Source organism: Albidovulum marisflavi, assembly GCF_025751435.1.
Taxonomy (GTDB): Bacteria; Pseudomonadota; Alphaproteobacteria; order Rhodobacterales; family Rhodobacteraceae; genus Albidovulum; species Albidovulum marisflavi.
This window is the reverse complement of the sequence record NZ_JAOWKY010000001.1, coordinates 1316908-1342148: the sequence shown is the minus strand read 5'-3', so window position 1 is coordinate 1342148 and position 25241 is coordinate 1316908. Positions and strand designations below refer to the sequence as shown.

20 protein-coding genes and 1 tRNA gene are annotated in these 25241 nt (G+C 65.9%); 5 read left to right on the top strand and 16 right to left on the bottom strand.

What is annotated here, in order from left to right; translation table 11 throughout:
- The first annotated feature begins 81 nt into the window (after positions 1–81).
- The gene (locus OEW28_RS06465; RefSeq protein ID WP_263733885.1) at positions 82–1104 is read left to right on the top strand and encodes a hypothetical protein; all 1023 of its coding nucleotides are present in this window, start codon (positions 82–84) and stop codon (positions 1102–1104) included.
- 3 nt (positions 1105–1107) lie between these two features.
- On the opposite strand, the gene OEW28_RS06460 is transcribed toward OEW28_RS06465, so the two are convergent.
- The 7 genes from OEW28_RS06460 to OEW28_RS06430 form a co-directional block, all read right to left on the bottom strand.
- On the bottom strand, positions 1108–1959 hold the full coding sequence (locus OEW28_RS06460; RefSeq protein WP_263733884.1) for an SPOR domain-containing protein: 852 nt from the start codon (positions 1957–1959) through the stop codon (positions 1108–1110).
- A 60-nt stretch (positions 1960–2019) separates the two neighbouring features.
- Positions 2020–2652: a uracil phosphoribosyltransferase gene (gene upp, locus OEW28_RS06455; protein WP_263733883.1), complete on the bottom strand. Its 633-nt coding sequence runs from the start codon at positions 2650–2652 to the stop codon at positions 2020–2022.
- Positions 2645–3634, bottom strand: a complete 990-nt coding sequence (locus OEW28_RS06450; protein WP_263733882.1) for an adenosine deaminase — start codon at positions 3632–3634, stop codon at positions 2645–2647. Before OEW28_RS06450 ends, upp begins: the two co-directional genes overlap by 8 nt.
- 81 nt (positions 3635–3715) lie before the next feature.
- Positions 3716–4924 carry a phosphopentomutase gene (locus OEW28_RS06445; protein ID WP_263733881.1) on the bottom strand — a complete coding sequence of 403 codons (1209 nt, stop codon included), beginning with the start codon at positions 4922–4924 and terminating at the stop codon, positions 3716–3718.
- Positions 4924–6231: a thymidine phosphorylase gene (locus OEW28_RS06440; RefSeq protein ID WP_263733880.1), complete on the bottom strand. Its 1308-nt coding sequence runs from the start codon at positions 6229–6231 to the stop codon at positions 4924–4926. The genes OEW28_RS06445 and OEW28_RS06440 overlap by 1 nt, the downstream gene beginning before the upstream one ends.
- Positions 6231–6638 carry a cytidine deaminase gene (locus tag OEW28_RS06435; RefSeq protein WP_263733879.1) on the bottom strand — a complete coding sequence of 136 codons (408 nt, stop codon included), beginning with the start codon at positions 6636–6638 and terminating at the stop codon, positions 6231–6233. The genes OEW28_RS06440 and OEW28_RS06435 overlap by 1 nt, the downstream gene beginning before the upstream one ends.
- A 102-nt stretch (positions 6639–6740) precedes the next feature.
- The gene (locus tag OEW28_RS06430) at positions 6741–7823 is read right to left on the bottom strand and encodes a cupin domain-containing protein (RefSeq protein WP_263733878.1); all 1083 of its coding nucleotides are present in this window, start codon (positions 7821–7823) and stop codon (positions 6741–6743) included.
- A 155-nt stretch (positions 7824–7978) separates the two neighbouring features.
- Here OEW28_RS06430 and OEW28_RS06425 point away from each other — a divergent pair, with 155 nt between their 5' ends.
- On the top strand, positions 7979–10258 hold the full coding sequence (locus tag OEW28_RS06425) for an NADP-dependent malic enzyme (RefSeq protein ID WP_263733877.1): 2280 nt from the start codon (positions 7979–7981) through the stop codon (positions 10256–10258).
- Between the two features lie 33 nt (positions 10259–10291).
- Here OEW28_RS06425 and OEW28_RS06420 read toward each other — a convergent pair whose 3' ends face one another.
- From OEW28_RS06420 to OEW28_RS06410, 3 genes are all read right to left on the bottom strand, one after another.
- A complete protein-coding gene (locus OEW28_RS06420; RefSeq protein ID WP_263733876.1) occupies positions 10292–10498 on the bottom strand; it encodes a cold-shock protein in 207 nt (68 codons plus the stop codon).
- 219 nt (positions 10499–10717) lie between these two features.
- Positions 10718–10803 (bottom strand) — tRNA-Leu (locus tag OEW28_RS06415).
- A gap of 42 nt (positions 10804–10845) precedes the next feature.
- Positions 10846–11310: an Lrp/AsnC ligand binding domain-containing protein gene (locus tag OEW28_RS06410; RefSeq protein WP_263733875.1), complete on the bottom strand. Its 465-nt coding sequence runs from the start codon at positions 11308–11310 to the stop codon at positions 10846–10848.
- Positions 11311–11413: 103 nt separating this feature from the next.
- Between OEW28_RS06410 and putA the strand changes: the two genes are divergently transcribed.
- Entirely contained in the window at positions 11414–14854 is a 3441-nt protein-coding gene (gene putA, locus OEW28_RS06405; RefSeq protein ID WP_263733874.1) for a bifunctional proline dehydrogenase/L-glutamate gamma-semialdehyde dehydrogenase PutA, read from the top strand.
- A gap of 39 nt (positions 14855–14893) precedes the next feature.
- On the top strand, positions 14894–15637 hold the full coding sequence (locus OEW28_RS06400) for a rhomboid family intramembrane serine protease (RefSeq protein ID WP_263733873.1): 744 nt from the start codon (positions 14894–14896) through the stop codon (positions 15635–15637).
- A 25-nt stretch (positions 15638–15662) separates the two neighbouring features.
- Here the strand turns inward: OEW28_RS06400 and OEW28_RS06395 are convergent, their stop codons facing one another.
- The 5 genes from OEW28_RS06395 to OEW28_RS06375 form a co-directional block, all read right to left on the bottom strand.
- Positions 15663–16454, bottom strand: a complete 792-nt coding sequence (locus OEW28_RS06395; protein WP_263733872.1) for an inositol monophosphatase family protein — start codon at positions 16452–16454, stop codon at positions 15663–15665.
- Positions 16455–16563: 109 nt separating this feature from the next.
- Entirely contained in the window at positions 16564–18084 is a 1521-nt protein-coding gene (locus tag OEW28_RS06390; protein WP_263733871.1) for an ABC-F family ATP-binding cassette domain-containing protein, read from the bottom strand.
- A gap of 228 nt (positions 18085–18312) precedes the next feature.
- Positions 18313–19731, bottom strand: coding sequence for an MFS transporter (locus tag OEW28_RS06385; protein ID WP_263733870.1), 1419 nt, complete (start codon positions 19729–19731; stop codon positions 18313–18315).
- Positions 19732–19785: 54 nt separating this feature from the next.
- The gene (locus OEW28_RS06380; RefSeq protein ID WP_263733869.1) at positions 19786–22020 is read right to left on the bottom strand and encodes a molybdopterin-dependent oxidoreductase; all 2235 of its coding nucleotides are present in this window, start codon (positions 22018–22020) and stop codon (positions 19786–19788) included.
- 57 nt (positions 22021–22077) lie between these two features.
- Positions 22078–22983: a LysR family transcriptional regulator gene (locus tag OEW28_RS06375; RefSeq protein ID WP_263733868.1), complete on the bottom strand. Its 906-nt coding sequence runs from the start codon at positions 22981–22983 to the stop codon at positions 22078–22080.
- A 93-nt stretch (positions 22984–23076) separates the two neighbouring features.
- Between OEW28_RS06375 and metF the strand changes: the two genes are divergently transcribed.
- On the top strand, positions 23077–23940 hold the full coding sequence (gene metF, locus OEW28_RS06370) for a methylenetetrahydrofolate reductase [NAD(P)H] (protein ID WP_263733867.1): 864 nt from the start codon (positions 23077–23079) through the stop codon (positions 23938–23940).
- 73 nt (positions 23941–24013) lie between these two features.
- On the opposite strand, the gene OEW28_RS06365 is transcribed toward metF, so the two are convergent.
- The gene (locus OEW28_RS06365; protein ID WP_263733866.1) at positions 24014–25093 is read right to left on the bottom strand and encodes a DUF2235 domain-containing protein; all 1080 of its coding nucleotides are present in this window, start codon (positions 25091–25093) and stop codon (positions 24014–24016) included.
- Between the last annotated feature and the right edge of the window lie 148 nt (positions 25094–25241).

Below are 25241 nucleotides of genomic sequence, written 5' to 3'. Positions count from 1 at the left end.
CCGCCTCGCCTGCCGATTGTTCAAGCGGCCCCGATGGTCTATCCTTGCCCTCAATCGAGGCAAGAGCAGGCCCGGCCCGACATGACGGCGTTATCCGAGTATCAGCGGCTGGAATCGACCGGCCTTTGGCGCGCCGCGCCGGACGGGCAACGGCGCGAAGTGCTGGTGGTGTTCGGGGATGCGACGCTGGTGATATCGGACACGCGCACGATGGCGGCGCTGGCGCACTGGTCGCTGCCCGCGGTGGTACGGCTGAATCCCGGCAAGCGGCCCGCGCTTTATGCGCCCGGAACGGATGGCGGGGAAGAGCTTGAAATCGACGACGACACCATGATCGCGGCGATCGGCAAGGTCCGTCGCCTGATCGAGGCGCGCCGCCCCCATCCCGGAAGATTGCGCCATGTGTTGCTGGGAGCGTTCGTCGCGACGATGCTTGCGCTCTTGCTGTTCTGGCTGCCCGGCGCGCTGGTCGCGCACACCGCGAAGATCTTGCCGGACTCCAAGCGCGAAGACATCGGATCGCGCGTTCTGGCGGACCTTGGGCGTCTGACCGGCTCACCCTGCTCCACGCCCGAAGGCGACGCGGCGCTTGCGCGCCTTGCGGCGCGGGTTCTTACGGCAGGGCGCGGCACGATCCTCGTACTGCCGACCGGGCTTGACGCCCCCCGCGCGCTGCCCGGCGGGCGCATCGTCCTTCCCCGCTCATTTGCCGAGTCCGACGCGGCGCCCGAGGTGCTGGCGGGTCACATCCTGGCTGCGCGGCTGCGGGCGGAACAGGCCGACCCGACGCGCGAACTGTTGGACTGGGCCGGGCTTGGTACGGCTCTCAGACTTCTGACCACGGGCGATCTCTCCGACGGGGCAGTCCATGGCTACGCGGAAACCTTTCTGACCGAACCGATCACGCCGGTCCGGTCCGAAGACCTGGTCGGAGCCTTCGATCAGGCCCGCATCCCCTCCACCCCCTTCGCCTATGCGCTAGACCCCAGCGGCGAGGCGACGCTCGCCCTGATCGAGGCCGACCCCTTCCGCAGCGGATCACCGGCAGAGCCGGTGCTGAGCGACGGAGACTGGGTCGCGCTTCAAGGCATCTGCTCGGGCTGAGCGCTAGCGGTAGAAGGCATCCGCATAGCCCGCAGTCTGGAAAGCCAGCCAGGCCGCACGAAGATCATCGGGCCGATCGAAGGGGCCAGCAAGCACCAGCGTCAGCTTGCTTCCCGAAACCCGCCTCTGCTCTGCTGGAAACCCAAGCCGCTTGGCAAGATCGGCGCATTGGTCCACGTTCGCGGACTGCCCGAAGGCGCCAAGCTGCAGATAGCGCGCGCCAGCCGGAACCGCGGGCGCGCGCTTCACGGCACGCAGGAAGCCCCGGTTGACCAGAACATCAAGCGGATCGTCTGCGGGGCCAGCACAGCGCACAGGCTGCCGCCCGTCGGAAAGAAGGTAACGTTCAACAAGCGCCGCGCCATTCTTGCAATCGGTCTGAGCGATTGGAAGCGTCGATATCGCAAGAAGCCGAACAGGCCCGGTCGTCCCGCGCGTCGGGGCGGGATTGGCAACAGGTTCGGGTTCCGCCACCGTTTCCGGTTCATCGGCTGGTTCCTCGACATCGGCCATGGCCGCCGCGGGCGGGGTTTCGTCCGACACCTGCGGCTCTGGCACAGGCTCCACGGAAGGGGGCGGAGGCGCATCGACGCTGAGGTTGAGGGTCGCCGTGGGCTTGTGGCCGCACAGAAGCTCCCCTTCCGTCGTCGCCACCGGCGCCCAGGCGACAACGCCATCATCGCCTTCCACGCGCACGAACATGCATCCGTCGCTGTCCACGTACTGCCGTTCGGCATAACCTTCGGGCGGCGGCTCGGCGGGTCCAGAAACCTCGGACACGGGAACGGCGCCAGCGGCGAAGGACGTCATCGCCACCGCAACCGAGATCGCAATCAACCGCACCTTGTCCTGCATCCGTTTCGCCCTGCGCTTTCCTCGAAGATGACGCAGCACCAACCGCCCGTAAAGTCCCGGCTACTTCGTGCCGAACATGCGGTCGCCCGCATCCCCAAGCCCCGGCACGATGTATCCATGCTCATTCAACCTTTCGTCCACCGCGGCTGTCACGATGGGCACGTCGGGGTGCGCCTGTTGCATCCGCTCCACCCCTTCGGGCGCGGCCAGCAGGCACATGAATCGGATGTTGCGCGCCCCGGACTTCTTGAGCAAATCGATCGCCGCGACCGAGGAATTGCCCGTCGCAAGCATCGGGTCGAGCGTGATCACCAACCGCTCATCCAGTTCCGAGGGAACCTTGTAGTAGTACTGGACCGGCTCAAGCGTCCTTTCGTCGCGGTAAAGTCCGACGAAGCCCACCCGCGCCGCGGGCATCAGCTCCAGCACCCCGTCCAGAAGCCCGTTGCCCGCGCGCAGGATCGAGATCAGCGCCGGCTTCTTGCCCGCCAGCGTCGGCGCCTCCATCGGGCACAGCGGCGTTTCGATCACCTGGGTGGTCATCTCCATCTCGCGCGTGATTTCATAGGCCAGAAGCTGGCTGATTTCGCGCAGAAGCCTGCGGAACGTGTTCGTGGATGTCGTCTTGTCGCGCATGATGGTCAGCTTGTGCTGGACAAGCGGGTGGCGGACGACGTTCAGGTGCTCAAGCATGCGCAGTCTCCAGTTTCTTCAGAATCTTGTCTTTCATGATCGTGTCGCAGAATGCAGCTTCGGCAGAGGTTCTGGCAATGGCCGCGAAGACGCCCGCGTCCCAGTCGAAGGCATCGGCCAGCCGGTCGTATTCGCGTGTCATCGTCGTGTGGAAGAACGGCGGGTCATCGGTCGAGATCGTGATCTTTACCCCCCGATCGTACAGCTGCCCGACCGGGTGCCTGCGCCAGTCGGGGTAAAGGCCAAGCGCGATGTTCGACCCCGGGCAGACTTCAAGCACCGTTCCGCGCTCGGCCAGTTCTTCGACCAACGCCGGATCCTCGATCGCACGCACGCCATGGCCGATCCGTTCGACCTGCAAGTCGCGGACCGCGTCGCGCACGCTGTCGGGTCCGCCCCACTCTCCCGCATGGCAGGTGAGCCTGAGTCCCGCCTCGCGCGCGGCGTCGAAGGACCAGGCGAAATCCTTGGGTTTTCCGAGCTTCTCGTCCCCCGCCAGCCCAAAGCCGACGATCCAGTCGCCTGCGGTTTCGGCCGCGCAGATCGCCGTCTGCTTCGCCTTTTCCGGTCCGAAATGCCGGATCGGGGTGACGATGCCGCGCAGGACGATCCCGTCCTGCCGCTCGGCCTCGTCGGCGGCTTCTCGGATCGCGTGCAGATACTCACGCCACGCGCCAAGGTCGCGACCACCGCAGAAGTCCGGCGAAAGAAACGTTTCGCAATAGATGACGCCGGATGCGGCGCTTTCCTCAAGCACCGCGCGGGTGAGGCGGTGATAGTCGCGTGGCGTCTTCAGAGTTTCAGTCGCAGCTTCGTAAACCTTCAGGAAGTGCCAGAAGTCGGTATAGCTGTAGTGCCCCTGCGCATTGAAGATGCCCGAAATGTCCATCTTCTTTTCCGCCGCAAGCCCCCGGATGAAGGCAGGGGGTGCCGCGCCTTCCAGGTGCAGGTGCAGTTCGATCTTTGGAAGCGTGTTCGTCATCAACTTCGTCCTTCGCGCCGGTACGTCCGCCGTGGGTATGGCCGGCGCTGTCCTACGCGGGCGCTGCGTTCCTTGCCAGCCTTACAGAAAGCTGTTCCCCGGCCCCTGCGAGGGCACGCCCAGGTGCTCCGCGACCGAGGCGCCGACATCCGCGAACGCGACCAGTCCGACGCCGCGCGCGCCCCGGCCATGGCCCAGCACAGGCACCCGTTCGCGCGTATGATCCGATCCGGCCCAAGTCGGATCGTTGCCATGATCGGCGGTGAAGATCGCGAAGTCTCCGGGGCGAAGACTGCTCATGAAGGTTCCGGCCATGCGGTCGAACCATTCCAGAGCGTGGGCGTAGCCCGAGACGTCGCGTCGATGACCGAAGTGGCTGTCAAACTCGACAAAGTTCGCGAAGGTCAATGAACCATCCTCTGCCTCTGAAGAAAGCGCCATCAAATGTTCGAAAAGTGCAATGTCTGTTCCCTTGCGGACATCCGAGATTCCGCGGCCCGAGAAAATGTCTTCGATCTTGCCGATGCCGTAGACCTTGCGCCCTGCCTTGGATACCCAGTCACACAGCGTGGGCGCGGGCGGCGCTATCGCAAAGTCGCGACGATTGGCCGTGCGACTGAAATTGCCGCTGTTTCCGACGAAGGGGCGCGCGATCACACGGCCCACCCTCATCGCGTGAAGGGTCGGCGCGAGGTCCCTGCACAGCTTCAGCAATCGGTCGAGCCCGAAGGTTTCCTCGTGCGCGGCAATCTGGAAAACACTGTCAGCCGATGTGTAGCAGATCGGCCAGCCGGTCCGCATGTGTTCGGCACAGTGTTCCTCGATGATCGGAACACCGGAGGCGTGGCAGTTTCCAAGCGTGCCCCCGGTGCCCGCAAGCTGCGCCACCTTGTCCATAAGCTCCTGCGGAAAGGCAGGTTTCGTGTCCGGAAAGTAGTGCCAGTCCCACGGAACGGGCACTCCTGCCAGTTCCCAGTGCCCCGAGGGCGTGTCCTTGCCTTTGGACACCTCTGTGGCCGCGCCCCAAAGTCCTGTCGGCATCGCGTTGAAGCCGGGGGTGGCGGCCCCCGATGCAAGCCGGATCGTTGCCCCAAGCCCCAGAGCGTCAAGATTGGGCATCCGCAGCGGACCGGATCGCCCATCCTCGGCCCGGCCGGCCGCGCAGGCCTGCGCGATATGCGCCAAGGTGTTGGCGCCGGTGTCGGGCAGGTGGCCATTGAAGAACGACGCCGCGTCCGGCGCGCCGCCGCATCCCACGCTGTCCATGACGATCAGGAATGCGCGTCGCATCAGCCCACCCTTTCATGGATGAGCGGCGGTTCATCCGGAACCGCCTCGGCCAGACGGAAAGCCGCCTGCACCGCAGCCACGGCACGATCGGCCGCATCCTCGCTGGCTGCGTGAACGCGCGCCAGGGCTTCGCCCCGCGCCATCGGTTCACCTACGGGCCGCATCTCGGACAATCCGACGGACGGGTTGATGCGATCGGTGCCCCGCAGCCGCCCGCCGCCAAGGTGCACAACCGCGTGGCCAAGGGCCTCGGCGTCGATCTCGGAAATGAAGCCAGCCTGCGGCGCGGGAACGTCCCTGACCACCCGCGCCGCCGGCAAGCGGTCCGGATAGTGGTCGACGAAATCCGAGGGGCCGCCCAATGCCGCCACCATCCGGCCGAATGTTTCCGCCGCGCGGCCCGATTCCAGCGCCTCGTCGATCTGGTCAGCGCCTTCGTCGGCATCGGTCGCCAGACCAGCAAGCACCAGCGCCTCGCCGCCGAGGGCTGCGGTGACATCCCAAAGCGCCTGGTTCACGACCGCGCCAGTCAGAGTCTCCATGACCTCGAGAACCTCAAGCGCGTTGCCCGCGGTCGAGGCAAGAGGCTGGCTCATGTCGGTGATCAGTGCCGCGGTCCGGCATCCCGCGCCGTTCGCGGTCGCGACCAGCGACTGCGCCAGCGCGCGGGCGTCCCGCATCGTCTTCATGAAGGCACCCGACCCGACCTTGACGTCCAGGACCAGCGCCTCAAGCCCGGCCGCAAGCTTCTTGGACAGGATTGAAGCGGTGATAAGGTCGATGCTTTCGACGGTGCCTGTCACATCCCGGATCGCATACAGCCGTCGGTCGGCCGGCGCGATATCGGCCGAGGCCGCGACGATGGCGCACCCCACGTCGGCCACGATGCGATGCAGCTTGTCCACGCCGATATCGGTGCGATAGCCCGGGATGGCTTCCAGCTTGTCGACCGTCCCGCCGGTATGCCCAAGGCCCCGGCCCGAGATCATCGGCACATAGGCGCCGCAAGCCGCCAAGGCGGGGGCCAGCAACAGCGATGTGGAATCGCCGATGCCACCCGTGGAATGCTTGTCCACGACTGGGCCCGGCAAGATCCAGTTCAGGACCTGTCCGGAATCGCGCATGGCAATCGTCAGCCCGACCCGGTCGTCGTCCGAAAGCCCCTTGAGCAGGACGGCCATGGCGAAGGCACCCGCCTGGGCATCGGTCACGTCGCCCGAGGCAAGCCCCCGGGCGAACCAATTCGCGGCATCACCCGGAAGACCGCAGCCATCGCGCAGCGCCGCGATGACGGTCCGCGCGTCCATTACGCGCGATCCATGTGGCTTGCGTCGAAGCGGCCGGGCAGCAGCCCGCCAACCGTCGTTTCAAGTCGTGCGCCTTCGGTCGTCGCAAGCGTTACCGGTGCGTCATGGCGGGCGAACTCTGCCAGCTTCTGGCGGCATCCGCCACAGGGCGGCACGGGTGCGGGACTGTCTGCAATCACGGCAACCTCGATTATCTCGGTTTCGCCCGCGGCGATCATCGCGGCGATTGCGCCTGCTTCTGCGCAGGTTCCCTCCGGATATGCCACGTTTTCAACGTTGCAGCCGGCAAATACCTTGCCCGACGGCGCGCGCACCGCCGCACCAACCTTGAAATGCGAGTACGGCGCATAGGCGTTTTCTCGAACCGCCCTGGCCGCGGCGACAAGATCGGCGTCATCGGAAGACATATGCAACCCTTTCTTGACCGTATGGTCATGTATCGCGCCATTCCCCGTTCGGGGCAAGCGAAGGCTTGCCCGAGCCAGACGACCGCCGCGACAGGCCGTGGGTCACGCCGGCACGGTGACAAAGTATCCGGGCAAGGACACTTCCAGCAGCTCGAAATCCTCGGTCGGGTCGGCCCAGGAGGTGACCATGCCGGGCGGCGTCACGAATGCGTCGCCCCTGCCAAGACGGAAGGGCTCCTTGCCTTCGCCCTGCAGGGTCATCGCGCCCGCCATGACGAAGCCGAAAAGGATGTCGCTGTCATGGCGCGCGGGCACGGGTTTGCCCTGCCCGCGGCGCACGACCTGCACGCCCGCGACGCCCTTGGTGTTCTCAGCTACGGTGGTGTCGCGGCAGATGTAGCCCGGCAACCGGAAGTCCTGCCAAATCGCATCGTTGCCAAGGTTGTGGACGAACTTCTGCCCGTCCCATTCGCGCTCGGGGCGGTAATCGGGCGTGGGCAGGGTCATGTCGTGGTCGATCTCGGTAACATGCTCGGCGGGAACGCCGATTTCGACCACCTCGATGTCATCGCCTGCCTCGACCACGCGGTGGCGGATTCCCGGCGGCTGGATGAAGCAGTCCCCGGCATGAATGCGGCGAAGCCCGCCCTGATCCTCGTAAAGCACGTCCACCCAGCCGTTTACGCAGAAGATCAGCTGGAAGCCGACCTTGTGGAAGTGGACCATGTCCGGGACCTTGCCATCGGGCACGCGAATGTGGCTGGCGATGATCGCACCGCCAAGGCGGCTGGGCACCAGATCCCGGTAGGCCATGCCCGCACGGCCGATGACCCAGGGCGCCTGGTCGGCAAGGCGGCGCACGACAAAGGCATGTTCCGTGGGCGGCAGGACCAGCGGCGGGTTCAGCTCGTCAACCTCAACCACAGTCCCGCCCGGCGCGGTGATGCACCGCTTTCCCTCCGCAAGGGCATCGGGTGTATCGGTCAGGATGCGAAGCCGCCCGGGCGCCTGAGGTGCGGCCTGATCCAGCCGCACCCGCAAGCCGTGGCCCGAAAAGACCGCGACCGCCGGATTGTCCGCAGGATAGATCATGTCCATCCGCATCCCGAGCACCTTGGTGAAGAACGGGATATCCTGCCTCAGGTCGGTGGTGGGCAAAAGAACTTCGGCGCGGGTCTCGCTCATCGTATGCTCCTGGTCGGAGAAGGTTCCGGTTTCGGCCAGTCTTCCCGCCGGGTCGCTGAGTTCAAGCGAAATCTGTGGTCGTCCCAGCCGTGGCGTGGTAAGGGCAAGGCATGCGAAGTATACTAGTTTAATACTAAACTAGAAGGGGAGGCGTCATGGAAGAGGCCCGTCAAGACAGCGCAAGACAGGCGGCGCTGGACTATCACGAGTTTCCGAAACCCGGAAAGCTTGAGATCCGGCCTACCAAGCCGATGGCGAACGGGCGCGATCTGTCCAGGGCGTATTCCCCAGGCGTCGCGGAAGCCTGTCTGGAGATCAAGGCCGATCCGGCAACAGCCAGCCGCTACACGGCGCGCGGAAACCTGGTTGCGGTGGTGTCGAACGGAACGGCGGTTCTTGGCCTTGGCAACATCGGCGCGCTGGCCTCGAAACCGGTGATGGAAGGAAAGGCCGTTCTTTTCAAGAAATTCGCCAACATCGATTGCTTCGACATAGAGGTCAACGAGAGCGACCCGGAGAGGCTGGCGGACATCGTCTGCGCGCTAGAGCCGACGTTCGGCGCGATCAACCTCGAGGATATCAAGGCACCGGACTGTTTCATCGTGGAGCGGCTGTGTCGGGAACGCATGAACATCCCGGTCTTCCACGACGACCAGCATGGAACCGCGATCGTCGTCGGTGCGGCGGCGACCAATGCGCTGCACGTCACAGGCAAGCGGTTCGAGGATATCAAGATCGTTTCGACCGGCGGCGGCGCTGCGGGGATCGCCTGCCTCGACATGCTGCTGAAGCTGGGCGTCAGGCGGGAAAACGTGTGGCTCTGCGATCTGGCGGGCCTGGTCTATCATGGACGGGCAGAACAGATGACGCCGCAGAAGGCGGCCTATGCCCAGGGAACCGACCCCGCGACACTGGACCAGGTGATCGAGGGCGCGGACCTTTTCCTTGGCCTGTCGGGTCCCGGCGTGCTGACACCCGGCATGGTGGCCAAGATGGCGCCGCGCCCGATCGTCTTTGCCCTGGCCAATCCCACGCCAGAGATCCTGCCGGACGAAGTGCGCGGCGTGGCGCCGGACGCGATCATCGCGACGGGCCGCAGCGATTTCCCGAATCAGGTCAACAACGTCCTTTGCTTCCCTTTCATCTTCCGCGGCGCGCTGGACGTGGGTGCGACCACGATCAACGACGAAATGGAACTGGCCTGTGTCGCGGGGATCGCCGCGCTTGCCCGCGCGACGACCAGCGCAGAGGCCGCCGCCGCCTATCGCGGCGAAAAGCTTAGCTTCGGGCCGGACTACCTGATCCCCAAGCCCTTCGACCCTCGACTGATCGGCGTCGTCGCCTCAGCCGTCGCGAAGGCGGCGATGGAAACGGGCGTGGCCTCGCGGCCGATCGCCGACATGGACGCCTACAAGCAAAAGCTTGACGGTTCGGTCTTCCGGTCGGCCCTGATCATGCGGCCGGTCTTCGAGGCGGCGCGCGGCGCGACCCGCAAGATCATCTATGCGGAGGGCGAGGACGAACGCGTCCTGCGCTGCGCCAACGCAATGCTTGAAGAGATGACAGACAGCCCGATCCTGATCGGCCGCCCCGAAGTGATCGAGCGACGCTGCGAACGCGCGGGCTTGCCGATCCGGCCCGGACGGGATTTCGAGGTCATCAACCCCGAGAATGATCCGCGCTACCGCGACTATTGGGGCACCTACCATCAGCTGATGGAGCGCCGCGGCGTGACGCCCGACATCGCCCGTGCCGTGGTCCGGACGAACACCACGGCGATCGCCGCCATCGCTGTGCACCGGGGCGATGCCGACAGCATGATCTGCGGCACCTTCGGGCAGTACCTGTGGCACATGAACTACGTCACCCAGCTTCTGGCACGCGACGGGCTGAGTCCGCACGGCGCGCTTTCGCTGATGATCCAGGAAGACGGGCCGCTATTCATCGCGGATACGCATGTCAACGCGATACCCACGCCCGAACAGATCGCCACGACCATCTGCGGTGCCGCGCGCCATGCCCGCCGCTTCGGCATCATCCCCAAGGTCGCGCTGTGTTCGCATTCGAACTTCGGCAACCTGGAGACCGATTCCGGCCGCCGGATGCGTGCGGCAATGGACATCCTTGACGCCAAGGGCGTGGACTTCGCCTATGAGGGAGAGATGTCGGCCGACACGGCGCTTGACCCCGAACTCCGGGCGCGCGTGTTCCCCAACTCTCGGCTTGAGGGCGCGGCGAACATCCTGGTGTTCGCCTACACGGACGCCGCAAGTACGGCGCGCAACATGCTGAAGATGCGCGCTGGCGGGCTTGAGGTCGGGCCGATCCTGATGGGTATGGGGAACAAGGCCCACATCGTGACGCCGTCGATCACGGCGCGGGGCCTTCTGAACATGTCCGCGATCGCGGGCACGCCGGTGGCACATTACAGTTGAGGGAGGGCGCGGGCCCTCCCCCTTCGCTTGGCCTTAGGCCAGAACGATGTTGATCGCGCTTTCGCGGCCGTCACGGCCGGCCTGAACGTCGTAGGTGACCTTCTGGCCGTCCTTCAGCTCGCGGATGCCCGCGCGCTCAAGAGCGGTGATATGGACGAACACGTCCTTGTTTCCGCCTTCGGGGGCGATGAAGCCGTAACCCTTGGTGGCGTTGAACCATTTCACGGAGCCGGTGGCCATCGTGCATTCTCCTGTCATGTCCCGCCCGCGATATGCGGCGGCCCGGCGCAGTCAGTGCAAGATCGAGACTGGGCCGAAGACGGAGACAGTGGTCGATAGAGGTAACGTCGCGGCAAAGATTCTAGGTCAATTTGGGGTAAAACGCAATAAAGTCTGAAGGCTCGGACGGCACCTGCCTGGTACCCGCGGCAAAGTCTGAAGGCTCGGACGGCACCCGCCTGGTACCCGCGGCCGGACTCGAACCGGCATGGCCTTTCGGCCTAGGGATTTTAAGTCCCCTGTGTCTACCATTCCACCACGCGGGCCGGGCGGAGCGACCATAGAGGAATGCGCGCTGCGGACAAGGGTTACAAACCGCGTTCCTTAACTGCCTCCATCACCACGTAGGTCGAAGTCGATGCCACGTGGGGAAGCGACGATATCCTTTCGCCCAGGACGCGCCGGTAATCCGCGATGTCGCCGGTGCGCACCTTCAGCAGGTAATCGAAGCTTGACGCCATCATGTGACATTCCTCGATCTCGGCGACCCCCTGCACGGCCCGATTGAAGGCCTGAAGCGCGCTTTCCCTGGTGTCGGACAGCCGGACCTCGACGAAGGCGACGTTCGCAAGACCCAGGCGAACCGGGCTCAGCACCGCGCGGTAGCCCGCGATGACGCCGGTTTCCTCCAGCCGCTTGACCCGTGCCTGAGTCGGCGTTTTCGACAATCCGATGCGCCGGGCAAGCTCCGTCACAGGCATTCGCCCGTCCGCCGCAAGCTCTCGCAGAATCGCGGCGTCGTAGCGATCCATATCCGGAAGATCGTTTGGCATGTCCATACACCCGAAAATAGTCTACTTGCCTACCTTCTACCATTCTTTGGGAAGAATGCCCCGTCTGCAAGCGATATCATGGTTCAAACGTCAGGAGGATTTCATGGACGCGCTCTGGCACAGGATCGAAACCGGCTCTCTTGCTGCGGAAGGTCCGCTTCTGGAACGGCTGATCGCCGAGGCCGCCCTTTCGGCGCAGGACCGCGCGCGCATCGTCGCCAAGGGCGCGGATCTGGTCCGGCGCATCCGCGCGGACGTGCGGCCGGGGCTGATGGAAGTGTTCCTGGCCGAATACGGGCTTTCGACCGAAGAGGGCATCGCGCTGATGTGTCTGGCCGAGGCGCTGCTGCGCGTGCCCGACGCCGAAACCATGGATGCGCTGATCGAGGACAAGATCGCGCCCTCGGACTGGGGCAAGCACTTGGGCCACTCTGCCTCTCCGCTGGTCAACGCGTCCACCTGGGCGCTGATGCTGACCGGCAAGGTCCTGGAAGAAAAGGAGCCGGGCGTTGCCGGCCACCTGCGCAACGCCGTCCGCCGCCTGGGCGAACCGGTCATCCGCAAGGCCGTGTCCCGCGCGATGAAGGAAATGGGCAAGCAGTTCGTGCTGGGCGAAACCATCTCATCCGCGATGGACCGCGCCGCGGGAATGGAAGCGCAGGGCTACACCTATTCCTATGACATGCTGGGCGAGGCCGCAAAGACTGCCGACGACGCCCGCCGCTATGCCGTGGCCTATGCGCGCGCGATCACCGCGATCGCCTCGGCCTGCCGTTCTGACGACATCCGCGCCAATCCGGGCATTTCGGTCAAGCTTTCCGCCCTGCATCCGCGCTACGAAGTGGCGCAGGAAGCACGCGTGATGGCCGAGCTGGTGCCCGTCGTGCGTGATCTGGCCCGGCAGGCCGCCAAGGCGCAGATGGGCTTCAACATCGACGCCGAGGAAGCCGACCGTCTGACGCTTTCGCTGAAGGTGATCGAGGCCGTGCTGTCGGACCCGGAACTTGAAGGTTGGGACGGGTTCGGCGTGGTCGTGCAGGGTTACGGCCGCCGCGCAGGCCTCGTGATCGAATGGCTGCATGCGCTGGCAGACAAGTTTGACCGCAAGATCATGATCCGGCTCGTCAAGGGCGCGTACTGGGACGCAGAGGTGAAGCGCGCGCAGGTCATGGGCCTGACCGACTTCCCGGTCTTCACCCGCAAGGAGGCGACCGACGTTTCCTACATCGCGAACGCGCGCAAGCTCCTGGGCCTGACGGATCGCATTTATCCGCAGTTCGCGACCCACAACGCCCATACCGTCGCCGCGATCCTGGACATGGCGGCGGACAAGACCGCGTTCGAGTTCCAGCGCCTTCACGGCATGGGCGAGCGTCTGCATGACATCGTCCACCGGGATGAGGGCACGCGCTGCCGCATCTACGCCCCCGTCGGCGCGCACCGCGATCTTTTGGCCTATCTGGTGCGCCGCCTGCTGGAAAACGGAGCCAACTCCTCGTTCGTGCACCAGATCGTCGACCTTGAAGTCGCGCCGGAAACCGTCGCGTCGGACCCGTTCGATGCGGTCGAGGCGATGCTGCCCGACATTGCCAACCGCGTCATCCGCAAGGGTCCGGAACTCTTCGCGCCCGAACGGCGGAATTCGGAAGGGTTCGACCTGACCGACGCGCCGACGCTGTCTATGATCGACACGGCGCGCGACGAACACGCCAAGACGGAATTCACCGGCCAGCCGCTGATCGCGGGCAAGGTGAAGGGCTTGGCGCCCCGCCTTGTTGCCAACCCCGCCACCGGCGCCCGCGTGGGCCGCATCACCGACGCATCGCCCGAGGATGTCGACACCGCACTGTCCGCTGCACGTCCCTGGGCGGCCTCTTCCAAGGAACGCGCAGTCATCCTGAACCGTGCCGCCGACCTGTACGAGGAAAACTTCGGCCCAATCTTCGCGCTCCTGGCGCGCGAGGCCGGCAAGACGCTGGCGGACGCAGTCGCGGAAGTGCGCGAAGCGGTCGACTTCCTGCGCTACTACGCGGCGCGCGCGCAAGCGATCAGCGCAGCCCCGGCCGGGCTATTCGTCTGCATCAGCCCCTGGAACTTCCCGCTTGCCATCTTCACCGGCCAGATCGCCGCGGCGCTGGCCACGGGCAATGCGGTCCTGGCGAAACCCGCCGAGCAGACGCCACTGATCGCCACCTTCGCGGCGGGGCTCATGCTGAAGGCGGGTGTGCCGGCCTCGGCCCTGCAGCTTCTGCCCGGCGACGGCGCAACCGTCGGCGCACGGCTGACATCCGACCCGCGCGTCAACGGGGTGTGCTTCACCGGATCGACCGAAACCGCGCTGATCATCCGCCGCGCCATGGCCAAGCACCTAGCGCCGGGTGCGCCGCTGATCGCCGAAACCGGCGGGTTGAACGCGATGATCGTCGACTCGACCGCGCTGCCCGAACAGGCGGTGCGCGACGTGATCGCCTCGTCCTTCCAGTCCGCGGGCCAGCGGTGCTCGGCGCTGCGCTGCCTCTACGTGCAGGAAGACATCGCGCCCCATTTCACCGACATGCTTTTCGGCGCGATGGAGGAACTGAAGCTGGGTGATCCCTGGTCGCTTTCGACCGACGTTGGCCCCGTGATCGACGCCGAGGCCGAAGAAGGCATCCGCGCACACATCGAAAAGGCGCGAAAGGAAGGAAGGCTGCTGCGTCAGCTTTCGATCCCGCGCAACGGGCATTTCATCGCGCCGTCGGTAATCCGGGTGAAGGGCATCGCCGATCTTGGCCGCGAAATCTTCGGCCCGGTGCTGCATCTCGCGACCTACAAGGCTGAGGACCTGCCCAAGGTCATCGATGACATCAACGCGACCGGCTACGGGCTGACCTTCGGTCTTCACACCCGCATCGACAACCGCGTGCAGGAAGTGTGCGAGGCGCTGCGCGTCGGCAACATCTATGTCAACCGCAACCAGATCGGTGCCGTCGTCGGCAGCCAGCCCTTCGGTGGCGAGGGACTTTCCGGCACCGGCCCCAAGGCGGGCGGCCCGGAATACCTGGCGCGCTTCACCCAACCCGAACCTGCCGCTCTGTCGGCGGGATCGAACGCAAAGGCCGACCCGAACGCCGTGCGCGCGGCACTTGCCAAGGCCGGCGCGGGCGGAGAGATCACCAGGATCGACCTGCCCGGCCCGACGGGGGAATCGAATCAGCTGACGCTTTGCGCCCGTGCCCCGTTCCTTTGCCTTGGACCGGGCGCCGCCGCCCAGACCCAGGCCGAGGCAATCCGCGCGCTTGGCGGGACCGCGGTGGCGGTCGAAGGGCAGCTTGCGCCGGAAATGCTCACGACGCTTGAGGGCTTCGCCGGCGCGCTGTGGTGGGGCGAGGAAGAACAGGCCCGCGATTACGCATTGGCTCTTGCAGAGCGCCGGGGGCCGATCCTGCCGCTGATCACCGCGATGCCGGACCTTGGACATGTGGCATTGGAACGCCACGTCTGCGTCGACACGACCGCCTCGGGTGGAAACGCGGCGCTTCTGGCCGAAGCAGGGGCGGCCTGACCCCTTGACGGCAGATCGCGGATCGGAAAGCGTCGAACGATGTTTCCGATCCGCGACCACAATCCTTCCGGTTCCACGCCCTGGGTGACCTGGACGCTCATCCTGGCGAATGCTGCGGTCTTTCTGGTCGAATTGGGCTACCTCAACTCGCCCGCGGGGCAGTCAGCGCTATTGCGCGACTGGGCATTGTACCCGGTTTTGGTGACGCAGTACGGCGAATACACGGGCATATTCAGCTCGATGTTCTTGCATGCCGGCTTCATGCACCTTGCGGGCAACATGCTGTTTCTGTGGATCTTCGGCGATAATCTGGAAGATGCCCTGGGGCACGCGGGTTTCCTGTTGCTTTACGTCGTCGCCGGTGTGGCGGCCGCGGTCGCGCAGATCGCGGCAAATCCGCTTTCAGATATCCCGACCGTCGGCGCATCCGGCGCGATCGGCGGCGTCATGGGGGGCTATGTGCTGCTGTTCCCCCGCGCGCGCATCGACGTCCTGATAATTTTCATCGTGTTCTTCCGTGTGGTCGCCGTGCCCGCCTGGCTCATGCTGGGGCTGTGGTTCGCGATACAGGTCTTTTCGGGGCTTGGCACGCCGACGGACATCGGCGGGGTCGCCTATTGGGCACATGTGGGGGGCTTCGCCGCCGGGCTCGTCCTGACGCTGCCGGCCTGGCTGAGACGCGGTGCCGCCGAATTCTGGCAGAGGACGGGCGGGCGCCCGCCACATCCGGACACCGAATATACGCACACGCGCGTCCCGCGCGTGAAGCGTCGCAAATGGTAGCTTTTTCTAAGGACGTCCGTCGCGATCAGGCCGGTGCGCGCAGGATGTTCGCAAGCGGTTCGTGCAGCTGGCCATTGGCCGCGATGATCGTGCCGCTGTCGAAGATGTCCTGATCTTCACGCACGCCCGACACGAAACCGCCAGCCTCGCGCACCAGAAGCAGACCGGCAGCCATGTCCCAGGAATTCAGTTCGCGTTCCCAGAACCCGTCGTAGCGTCCGGCTGCAACGTAAGCCAGGTCCAGCGCCGCAGAGCCCCAGCGACGCACGCCCGCGCAGGCGGGCATCAGGCGCGCAAGGTCGCGCATGGTCGCCGGCAGTGTCTTCTTGGTGCCGAAGGGCACGCCCGTCGCGAAAAGCGCCTCGGCCATCACGCGGCGGCCCGAAACGCGGATTCGGGTGTCGTTCATCCACGCGCCCGCGCCCTTTTCAGCCCAGAAAAGCTCGTCCTTGGCAGGATCGAAGACGACGGCAGAAACGATCTCGCCCTTGTGCTCAAGCGCGATGGAGATCGCCCAGTGCGGCAAGCCGTGAAGGAAATTTGTGGTCCCGTCCAGGGGATCGACAATCCAGCGCCGGGTCGGGTCCTGACCGTCCGCCGCGCCGGTTTCCTCGCCCAGCCAGCCGTAGCTGGCCCGCGCGGTCATCAGTTCTTCACGGATGATCTTTTCCGCCGCGATGTCGGCGCGGCTGACGAAGTCGCCCGCCCCCTTGGCAGAAACCTGGAGGTTTTCGACTTCGCGGAAGTCCTTGACGAGACTGCGGCCCGCCTTGCGCGCGGCCTTGATCATCACGTTGAGATTGGCACTGCCCTGCATCGCTGGCTTCTCCTGGATCAGCGCCTGCCTATACGCGGCCCCTGCGCCCTTGTGAAGGGCGCGCGGGGCGAAAAGTTTCCCAGTGTCCGCCCGGTTGCGCCTGGGCGGCTCAACCGCCCCCCTCCTCCGCCTCGCGGAAAAAGCCTTCCGGACTTTCGACCTCGACCAGCTGGCGCCCGGCGATCCGCCAGAAGCGGGTTCCGACCGCCCGCACGAAAGCGCGGTCATGCGATATGATCAGCGCGGCGGCCGCATCGGTGGCGATCTCTGCCTCAAGCGCTTCCTGCCCTTCGATGTCCAGGTGGTTGGTCGGCTCGTCCAGCAGGTACAGGTTCGGCTGCTCAAGCCGGAGGATCAGCATCGCAAGCCGCGCCCTTTGCCCGCCCGAGAGCCTGCGGGCCGGCGCGGTCTGGCGATCGATGGCGATACCCGCGCCCGCCAGCGCGCCCCGCAGCGCCTGATCGCCAAGATCGAACCGCTCAGAAAGCTGGGAATGAGGAGAGCGGTCGGGATCGATCTGCCCCAGGTCCTGGTCCGCGATCCCGACGCGGGCCGATGCCGCCGCGCGGATCGCCCCGTCCGCGCCGCCTAGCGCCGCGCGAACCGTGGCCATCATCCTGCTCTTGCCCGCGCCGTTCTGCCCCAGCAGGACCACCCGGTCGCCCGGCACGATCCATTTCGGGCCTGTCCGGAACAGCAGACGGCCGTCGGGGGCAAGGATCTGGGCATCCTCGAAGGTCAGAAGCGCGCGCGCATGACTGGCGCTGCCCTCGAGACGGATGGCGCCTGCCGACCGATCGCGGTGTCCGGGCCTTGCCCCGGCCTCGATCTTGTCGGCCCTGTCGGTCAGTTGCCGTGTCTTGACCGTCAGCAGGTCGCTGCCGGAGTTGATCCCGATATTCTTCAGCTTCGCCGCCTGCCTGCGCAGTTGCTGCGCTTCCTTCATCTGGTTGTCGAAGACGCGGGCGTCGGCGGCGTCAGCCGCGTCCAGCGCGGCGCGCGCGGGTGAATAGGGAAGCGCGAAGATCCTGCTGCGGCTCTGGCGCAGGAACAGTGTGTGCGTTGTCGAAGCATCAAGGAACGCGCGGTCGTGGCTTACCGTGAGGACCGCCACCGCACGCGGCAGCGCCCCCAGCCAGCGGGTCAACACACCTATGCGCGACAGATCAAGATGGTTGGTCGGCTCATCCAGAAGATAAATGTCCGGTTCGGCGACTGCCGCGCGGGCAAGCAGCGCGCTGCGCTGCCAGCCCCCCGAAAGCGCCTCCATCGGCCTGTCGCGCAGGTCATGGGGCACCAGCAGGTCGTCCAGCGCGATATCCACGCGCCACCCCTCATAATCGCGCGACTCCTCTGGAAGGCCAAGCAGGACTGCCTCGCGCAGGGGCAGGAACCGAAGCGACGCGGGTGGGTCCTGCTCCACCAGCGCGACCTTCGCATCCCTCGCAAGGACCACGCGGCCGTGCGTCGGTTCCGAGAACCCTGCAAGAACGCGCAAGAGCGAGGACTTGCCGCGGCCATTGGCGGCGACAAGGCCCACGCGGTCGCCGGGGTGGATGGTGAAATCAAGATCGGAAAACAGCGGCTCTGCGAGCGTCAGGGCAAGGTCGGATACGGAAAGAAGGCTCATCGTGGTCTCGTCTGCCGGGGGATGCTTTGCATCCTGAACACATCCGGCTGGTGCTCTTGCTCCAGCCTTGGGGCAGACGGGGTTCGCTCAGGCTTCCACGCCGCCCCGCATCACGCCATGCGGGGCCGGAACAGGGCCAAGCGTCAGTCGCCGCGTCACGCGGTATGTCATCGCGGCCCTCCTTGCCTGAAGCTTCGAAACGAAGCCTAGCCGCACTGTTCCTGCCGGTCAAACGCCGCGTGACCCGCCAAAGGTGGTAAAGCGCAGCATCGCCACCCATCCCAGGGCCGCGAAGGGAATGCTGCCCAGGAAGATCGTGCGCGCGACCTGCGCTGCGTCTGGCGCGCTGGCCGAGGCATCGAACCCGGCGGAGTTGGCGAAGATCCCCATGGTCGAGGCACCAAGCGCGTAGCCCAGCCGTCCGATCGTCGGCAGCGCCGCGGTCATCCGGTCCGTATCCTCGCCCACGGCCAAGCGCCCGGCGCGGCGGACGATGAAGGACCAGGCCATGCCATAGCCGATCCCTTCGCAGGCGGCGAATACGGCAATCAGCCACACCGGCCCTCGGGGCACCGCGTGGAAAAGCCCCATCACGCTTAACAGCACCAAGGTCATGCCGGCCATGATGAACATCGGATCGCGTCGCTGGGGCTGGCCAGAGACAACAACGGCGGACACAGTCCATGCTATCGAAATGATCGCGACGATGTAGCCGGCGACCAGGGGCTTGGTCCCGTGGATCAGGTCCATCAGAAGCGGCCCATAGGTCGCGAGCCCCATGGTCGAGATGTTCATGGCGAGGATCATCACCAGGGCCGCACCGGTCGGATGCCGCAGATCGAAGGCCCGGCGGGGCCAGAGCCGGTCCGCTCCGCTGCGATTGTCGAGCCAGGCGAACAGCGCCAGCGCCCCGACACCCAGGGCCAGGAACAGCGACATCAGCGCGACGGAGCCTGCGATCCCGGCAAAGGCCACCGACAGCACCGCCGCGCACAACAGAGCAAGCCGCCGCATCGGCAGGCCGGCCGCGTCATCCTGACCCTTTGGTGCCGCGCCATCTCCGATCCCGAAGCGGAACCAGACCGCCAGAAGCGCAGCCTGCAGCGCAAAGGCGACGAAGCCCGCGCGCCAGCTGCCCCAGGTCACGAAGACGCCCCCCACCAGCGGCCCTGCAAAGGCCGAGGCGCCCCAGACGACCGACATGGCCGCGAAGGCGCGCGGCATCATTCTGACGGGAAAGATCCGCGCAACCGCGACGAAGGAAAGCGAGACAAGCCCGCCTCCGCCCAGCCCCTGTGCGACCCGGCCCGCAAGAAGCACCGGCATCGTCGGCGCCACCGCGCTGAGAAGGCATCCGGCCGCGAACAGCAGCGCGGCGGCGATCATCGGCCCTCGGATCCCAAGGCGCAGCGCGACAAGACCGGTTGCGGCCCCGGCAACGATGGAACCGGTGTCATAAAGCGCGAAGTTCCAGGCGACGATGCGGTCGCCACCGATATCGGCCACGATGGCCGGCATCATCGTCGTCACGACCAGCGCGTCTGCGGCATGCAGCCAGACACCAAGGCAGCACAAGAGGACGGAAGCAGCGTAGCGCCCCCGCAAGACCTCTGCCCAGGTGACATATTCGCCGTCTGCCGCCTGCATTCTTCCTCACATGCGCCCCTGGGGCCCGTTCGCGATGCCTGACCGACGCGCCCCTCAGACGGGGCGAAGATCGACCAGTGTGGTATGCGCCGTAGGCCCCTGCGCGATCGGGGATGTTCCGATGTCGCGCGTCAGCACGTTCGGATTGCCCTGCGTGTCCCGCCCCTGGCCGTCCGGCCGGTACCACGCGCCCGTGGGAAGGATCAGGACGCCGGGCATCACGTCGTCGCTGATCCGCGCGCGCGCCAGGCAGGTGCCGCGGTCGTTGAAGACCTCGACCAGCGTGCCGTCCGCGATCCCGCGGGACCTCGCCTCTTCCGGGTTCAGGACGACGCGCATGGGCCGGGCGTCGGGTTCATCCGCCAGCGCCGCTTCAAGTTGCGAATGCAGCTTGTCGGCGGGCTGCGGCGACAGCATGTGCAGCCGGTAGCGGTCGCGCGTCCCCAGCCATTCGGTTGGCTCGATCCAGACCGCGTGACCGGGGCAGTGACCGTAGCCCATGGCCGCGATCGTGTCTGAAAAGACCTCGATCCGTCCCGAAGGCGTTTGCAGCGGGTGCGCCTCCGGATCCCTGCGGAAAGCGGCCAGCGGGCCCTCGGCAGGTTGCGGGGGCGGATCGATCTTGGCCCAGTTGCGCGCCTTCAAATCGTCAAGGGCCGGCGTCGCGACCCCTTGCCCCGCGCTGTGGGCGCGAAAATCGCCGTAAAGGCGGGCGATCCACTCTGTGGCGCTCAGCCCTTCCGTGAAGGCTTCCTCTGCGCCCAGGCGGGCGGCGAGGCCGCGGAAGATCTCGAAATCGTCGCGCGCCTCGCCCAATGGTTCGATCAGGCGGGGCATGTGAAAGATGTAGGGATCGGTGCTTTCGCGCCCGAAATCTTCGCGTTCGTAGGGGGTCGTCGCCGGAAAGACGATGTCGGCCCGGCGCGCCGTCGCCGTCCACCACGGCTCGTTCACGATGACGCAGTCGGGCTTTTCCCAGGCCCGTTCCAACCTCCGAAGGTCCTGGTGGTGATGGTAGGGGTTCCCGCCCGCCCACATGATCAGGCGGATGTCGGGATAGGTCCGGTTCTGACCATTGTACTGGTAGGGCATGCCGGGGTTCAGCAGCATGTCCGCGATGCGCGCGACGGGAATGGCGATGCCCACTGGGTTCGTCCCCTGCGGCAACGCACCACCGCCCCAGCGGCGTGTCGGCCCCGTGCCACCGCCATCGGTCGTTCCATAACCTTCCCCGAAGCCCCCGCCCGGCAGGCCGATCTGTCCCAGCATCGCCGCCAGCGTCGCAGCGGCCCAATAGGGCTGTTCGCCGTTCTCGGCCCGCTGCACCGACCAGGAGACGGCGACCATCGTGCGGGTCGTGGCCATCCGGTCTGCCAAGGCGACGATTTCCTCCGCGGGCACCCCCGATATCGCGGACGCCCAGGCGACATTCTTTGCGACGCCGTCCGTTTCGCCTGCAAGGTAAGCGCGGAAGCGGTCGTAGCCGACAGCGCAGCGCGACAGGAAATCGCGGTCCACGCGCCCCGTCCGCTCAAGCTCGTGTGCGAGGGCCAGGATCAGCGCTGTATCTGTGCCTGGAATGACCGGTATCCAGCGCGCGAACTCGGGGCTGTCGCCCCGCTGCGGGCTGACATTGAACATCACACCGCGCCCGGCGCCGAACGCGCGCAGGTAGGCGCCGGTCCGATGCGCGCCCGTTCCGCCGGGGTTGACCTGTGCGTTCTTGGTGTTGATCCCGCCGAAGGCCACCAGAGTTTCGGTATGTTCGACGATTTCGGACCAACGCTCCTGGTAGGAATAGTGGAATTCGCTCTCGCTTACACCGAAGATATGCGGGATCATGACCTCGGCCGCGCTGAGCGAATAGCTGCCCTGGCGCGCGACATAGCCACCGATGCAGTTCAGGAACCTGTGCAACTGGCTTTGCGCGTGGTGAAACCGCCCCGCGCTGGACCAGCCGTAAGAACCGCCGTAGATCGCTTCGTTCCCGTGGACGCGCCGGATGCGGCCTATCTCCTCGGCCGCGATGTCCAGGGCCTCGTCCCACGGCATCTCCACGAAATCGTCGTGGCCGGACCCGCGCGCCCTGTCACCCTTAAGCCACCCCTTCCGGACCGAGGGCCGCGCGACCCTGTCGGCATGGTGGACAGCCTTGGGCAAGATATGTGCGATGGGCGAGGGATCCGGATCCTCCTCGAACGGTTCGGCGCGCACGATCCGCCCCCCCTCGGTGAAAACCCGCGAGGCCCCCCAATGAGCTGAAGTCACCTGTCCCCGATCGCCAGACATGCCGTCCCTCCCTGCGAATGGCGGCAGGTTCCTCCGGGCGGCCGACTTGGTCAAGCTTTACGCGCGCTGAAGCTTCACCGCCTCGGTTCTGGCAAGCCGCAGGAAATGCGCCATGAAGGGACGGGTCGCGTCCTCCTCCCGCGTGGCGGCATACATCCGCTTGACCACGCCGTGTTCGGTCAGGCGGCGCGTGACATAGTCGTCTTGCCGCTTGACGTCCCGCAAGACCCAGTCTGGCAGAACCGCGACGCCGCGGTCCGAGGCGACCAGCATCAGGATCACCGCCGTGAGTTCGACCTGTCGCATCCCAAGGGGTTCGACCCGCGCAGGGGTCAGCAGCGTGGAAAAGACGTCCAGCCTTCCGCGATCCACCGGATAGGTGATCAGGATCTGGTCGCGCAGGTCCTCTGCCTCGATCCACTCCTTGGCGGCGAGCGAATTCGATGATGAGGCGACAAGCGTGGGCGAATAGTCGAAAAGCGGGTTGAACACGGCTCCGCCCGGCCCGTCCGGATCGGAGGAGATGACAAGATCCACCTCTTCTCGCATCAAGGCGGGCAGTGCATCGAAGGCCAGCCCCGCGCGAATGTCGACGTCGATATCCGGCCAGGCGTGACGGAACCGCTCCAACACCGGGAACAGCCAGTCGAAGCAGGCGTGGCATTCCATCGCGATGTGAAGGCGACCGGAGCGGCCCGCGCGCAACGCGCGGAAATCCTCGGTCAGCGCCTCAAGCTCGGGCAGGATCCGCTCGGCGGCCCGCAGCATCCTGAGCCCCGCGGCCGACAGCTTCAGCGGCTTCGTCCGGCGCACGAAAAGCTCCACCCCCGCCTGATCCTCAAGCCCCTTCATCTGATGAGAAAGCGCCGACTGGGTGATGTGCAGCAGGTCGGCTGCCTTGGCCAGCCCGCCGGCATCATGGATCGCCTTGATCGTCCGCAGATGCCGAAGTTCCAGATACATCTTGTTGCACGACTCATATTAATGATGAGAATTATGAATTTGTCTCACGCCGACAATCCCGGCACAAGGGGAGCAAGCAAAAAGAGGTTCCCCATGACACTTCGCATCTCCTTCGAATTCTTCCCGCCGCAAACGCTCGATGCGTCCTTCCGTCTCTGGGATGCGGCGCAGACCCTGGCGCCGCTGCGCCCGGATTTCGTTTCCGTCACCTATGGCGCCGGCGGCACGACGCGAAAGCTGACGCACGAGGCCGTGGGCGCCATCGGTCAGAACTTCGGCCTGAACGTCGCGGCACATCTCACCTGCGTCGAGGCATCAAGGGCCGAAACGCTTGAGATTGCCCAGGATTACGCAGCCGCCGGTGTATCAGAGATCGTGGCGCTTCGGGGTGACCCCCCCGGCGGCGCGGACGCGTTCTGCCCACACCCCGAGGGCTTTCGTGATGCGGTCGAACTGGTCGAGGCGCTGGCCGACACGGGCAAGTTCAAGATCCGGGTGGGTGCCTATCCCGAACGGCACCCGGACGCAGCCGACACGGCCGCGGACATCGCTTGGCTCAAGCGCAAGATCGACGCAGGCGCCAGTTCCGCGATCACCCAGTTCTTTTTCGAGGCCGAAACCTTCTTCCGCTTCCGCGACGCCTGCGAAAAGGCTGGGATCGACGCGCCGATCATTCCCGGCATCCTGCCCATCCACTCCTGGCAAGGTGCGAGGCGCTTTGCCACCCGGTGCGGCACCGCGATCCCGACCTGGCTGGACGAGGCTTACGCCCACGCCATCCGCGACGGCCACGAAACGCTGCTGTCAACAGCGATCGCGACCGAGCTTTGCGACGAACTGCTGACGGGCGGGGTTGAGGACCTGCATTTCTACACGCTCAATCGCCCGCAGCTGACCCGCGACGTCTGCACCGCGCTTGGGATCGCGACCGAGGTCTCCCTGCAGAACGTGGCCTGATGCACAGTCTCTGCACTGGCCCCGAAGCCCCGGCTTCGGGGCCTTTTCGCGCGCGACCGCCCGGCACACGGCATCACGCCTGGCGCATGTGGTGTGCCATCGCCCGCCGCGCGCCGCGCGACCCATCGCGCGCGCTGCGGTGCAGCGCCTCGGACGGATCCTGGCCAAACCTCCGCTTCGAGCGCAACAGGAACGCCTTGCCCCAGCCATTCCAAGTCCCGACCGAGGGCGCCTTGGGGTCGGTGGGGAAGTCTCCCCGCCAATCGACCGGCAGCGGCAGCCCATGTGCCTCGGCCTTTTCCAGCATCCAGACCAGCGGGATGTTGGCAAGCGGTCGGGCCGCAGCAAAGCCGCCGATCTGCCCCCCGATGTCGCCGTGGGTTCCGCGAAACCAGACCTGCTCGACCTGAGCGGACTTTTCAGCCGCAGTCGTGTCCCACAATAGCGGGTCATAGGCGGCGCGCGTCTCATCCAGCGCAAGCGCGTGGTAGCCGTTGCGGATATGAGGACCCAGTGCATGATTGTGGAAATCATGCTGCGGTTCGGTCCAGCTCCAGAGGAACGGCAATCTCAGGCCAAGCGCTTTGACCGTGTCGAAGACGCCCAGCATCTCGATCCCGACCTTGGCATGGCAGAAGCGCCGGACGAAGATGTCACGGGACTCCGACGCTTCGGCCTGGCGGTAATAGCGATAGGCAAGCTGGACGTTGCGCTCGATCGCGCAATCGGTCCGCAGAAGCCCGACCTGGTCGATAATCCCTGCAAGGGATCGCACGGCGAAGGCGCCCCGCGAAAAGCCGAACAGGAAAACGCGGTCCCCCGGACGGTAGCGCGTGGCGAGCCAGCCGTAGGCGCGCTGGATCTGGCGATTGATCCCCCGGCCCATCGCGACATCGCGCGCGTCGCGCCAGCTTCGCCACTGCACGCCAGGTTCGTAGTACATCGACATGCGCGCCGACTGCGGCACCGCGCGAAGCGCAAGGTAGATGCGGCCGATGTTGGTTTCCTGCCCCGGATCAAGCGAGGACATCGTTCCATCAATCAGGATGACGTGATCGGTGGGCTCCCGTCCGCGTGGCGGAACCTGCACCTCGACCGCGGCACGACGACCGAGACCAAGCAATCCCCAGAGCCTTCGCGCGACATCGCGCATTGTATCGCCGTCTCCTTTCGTCGGCAGCCCCTACCCCTATCCCCATCATCGCCCCGCCGGCCGCATACGTCCAGAAAAGATCCCGTGACGGCTTGTGCCGCGTTCATCGACGAAGTGTTTACGGCAAACTGGAAACAGTGACGCCGCA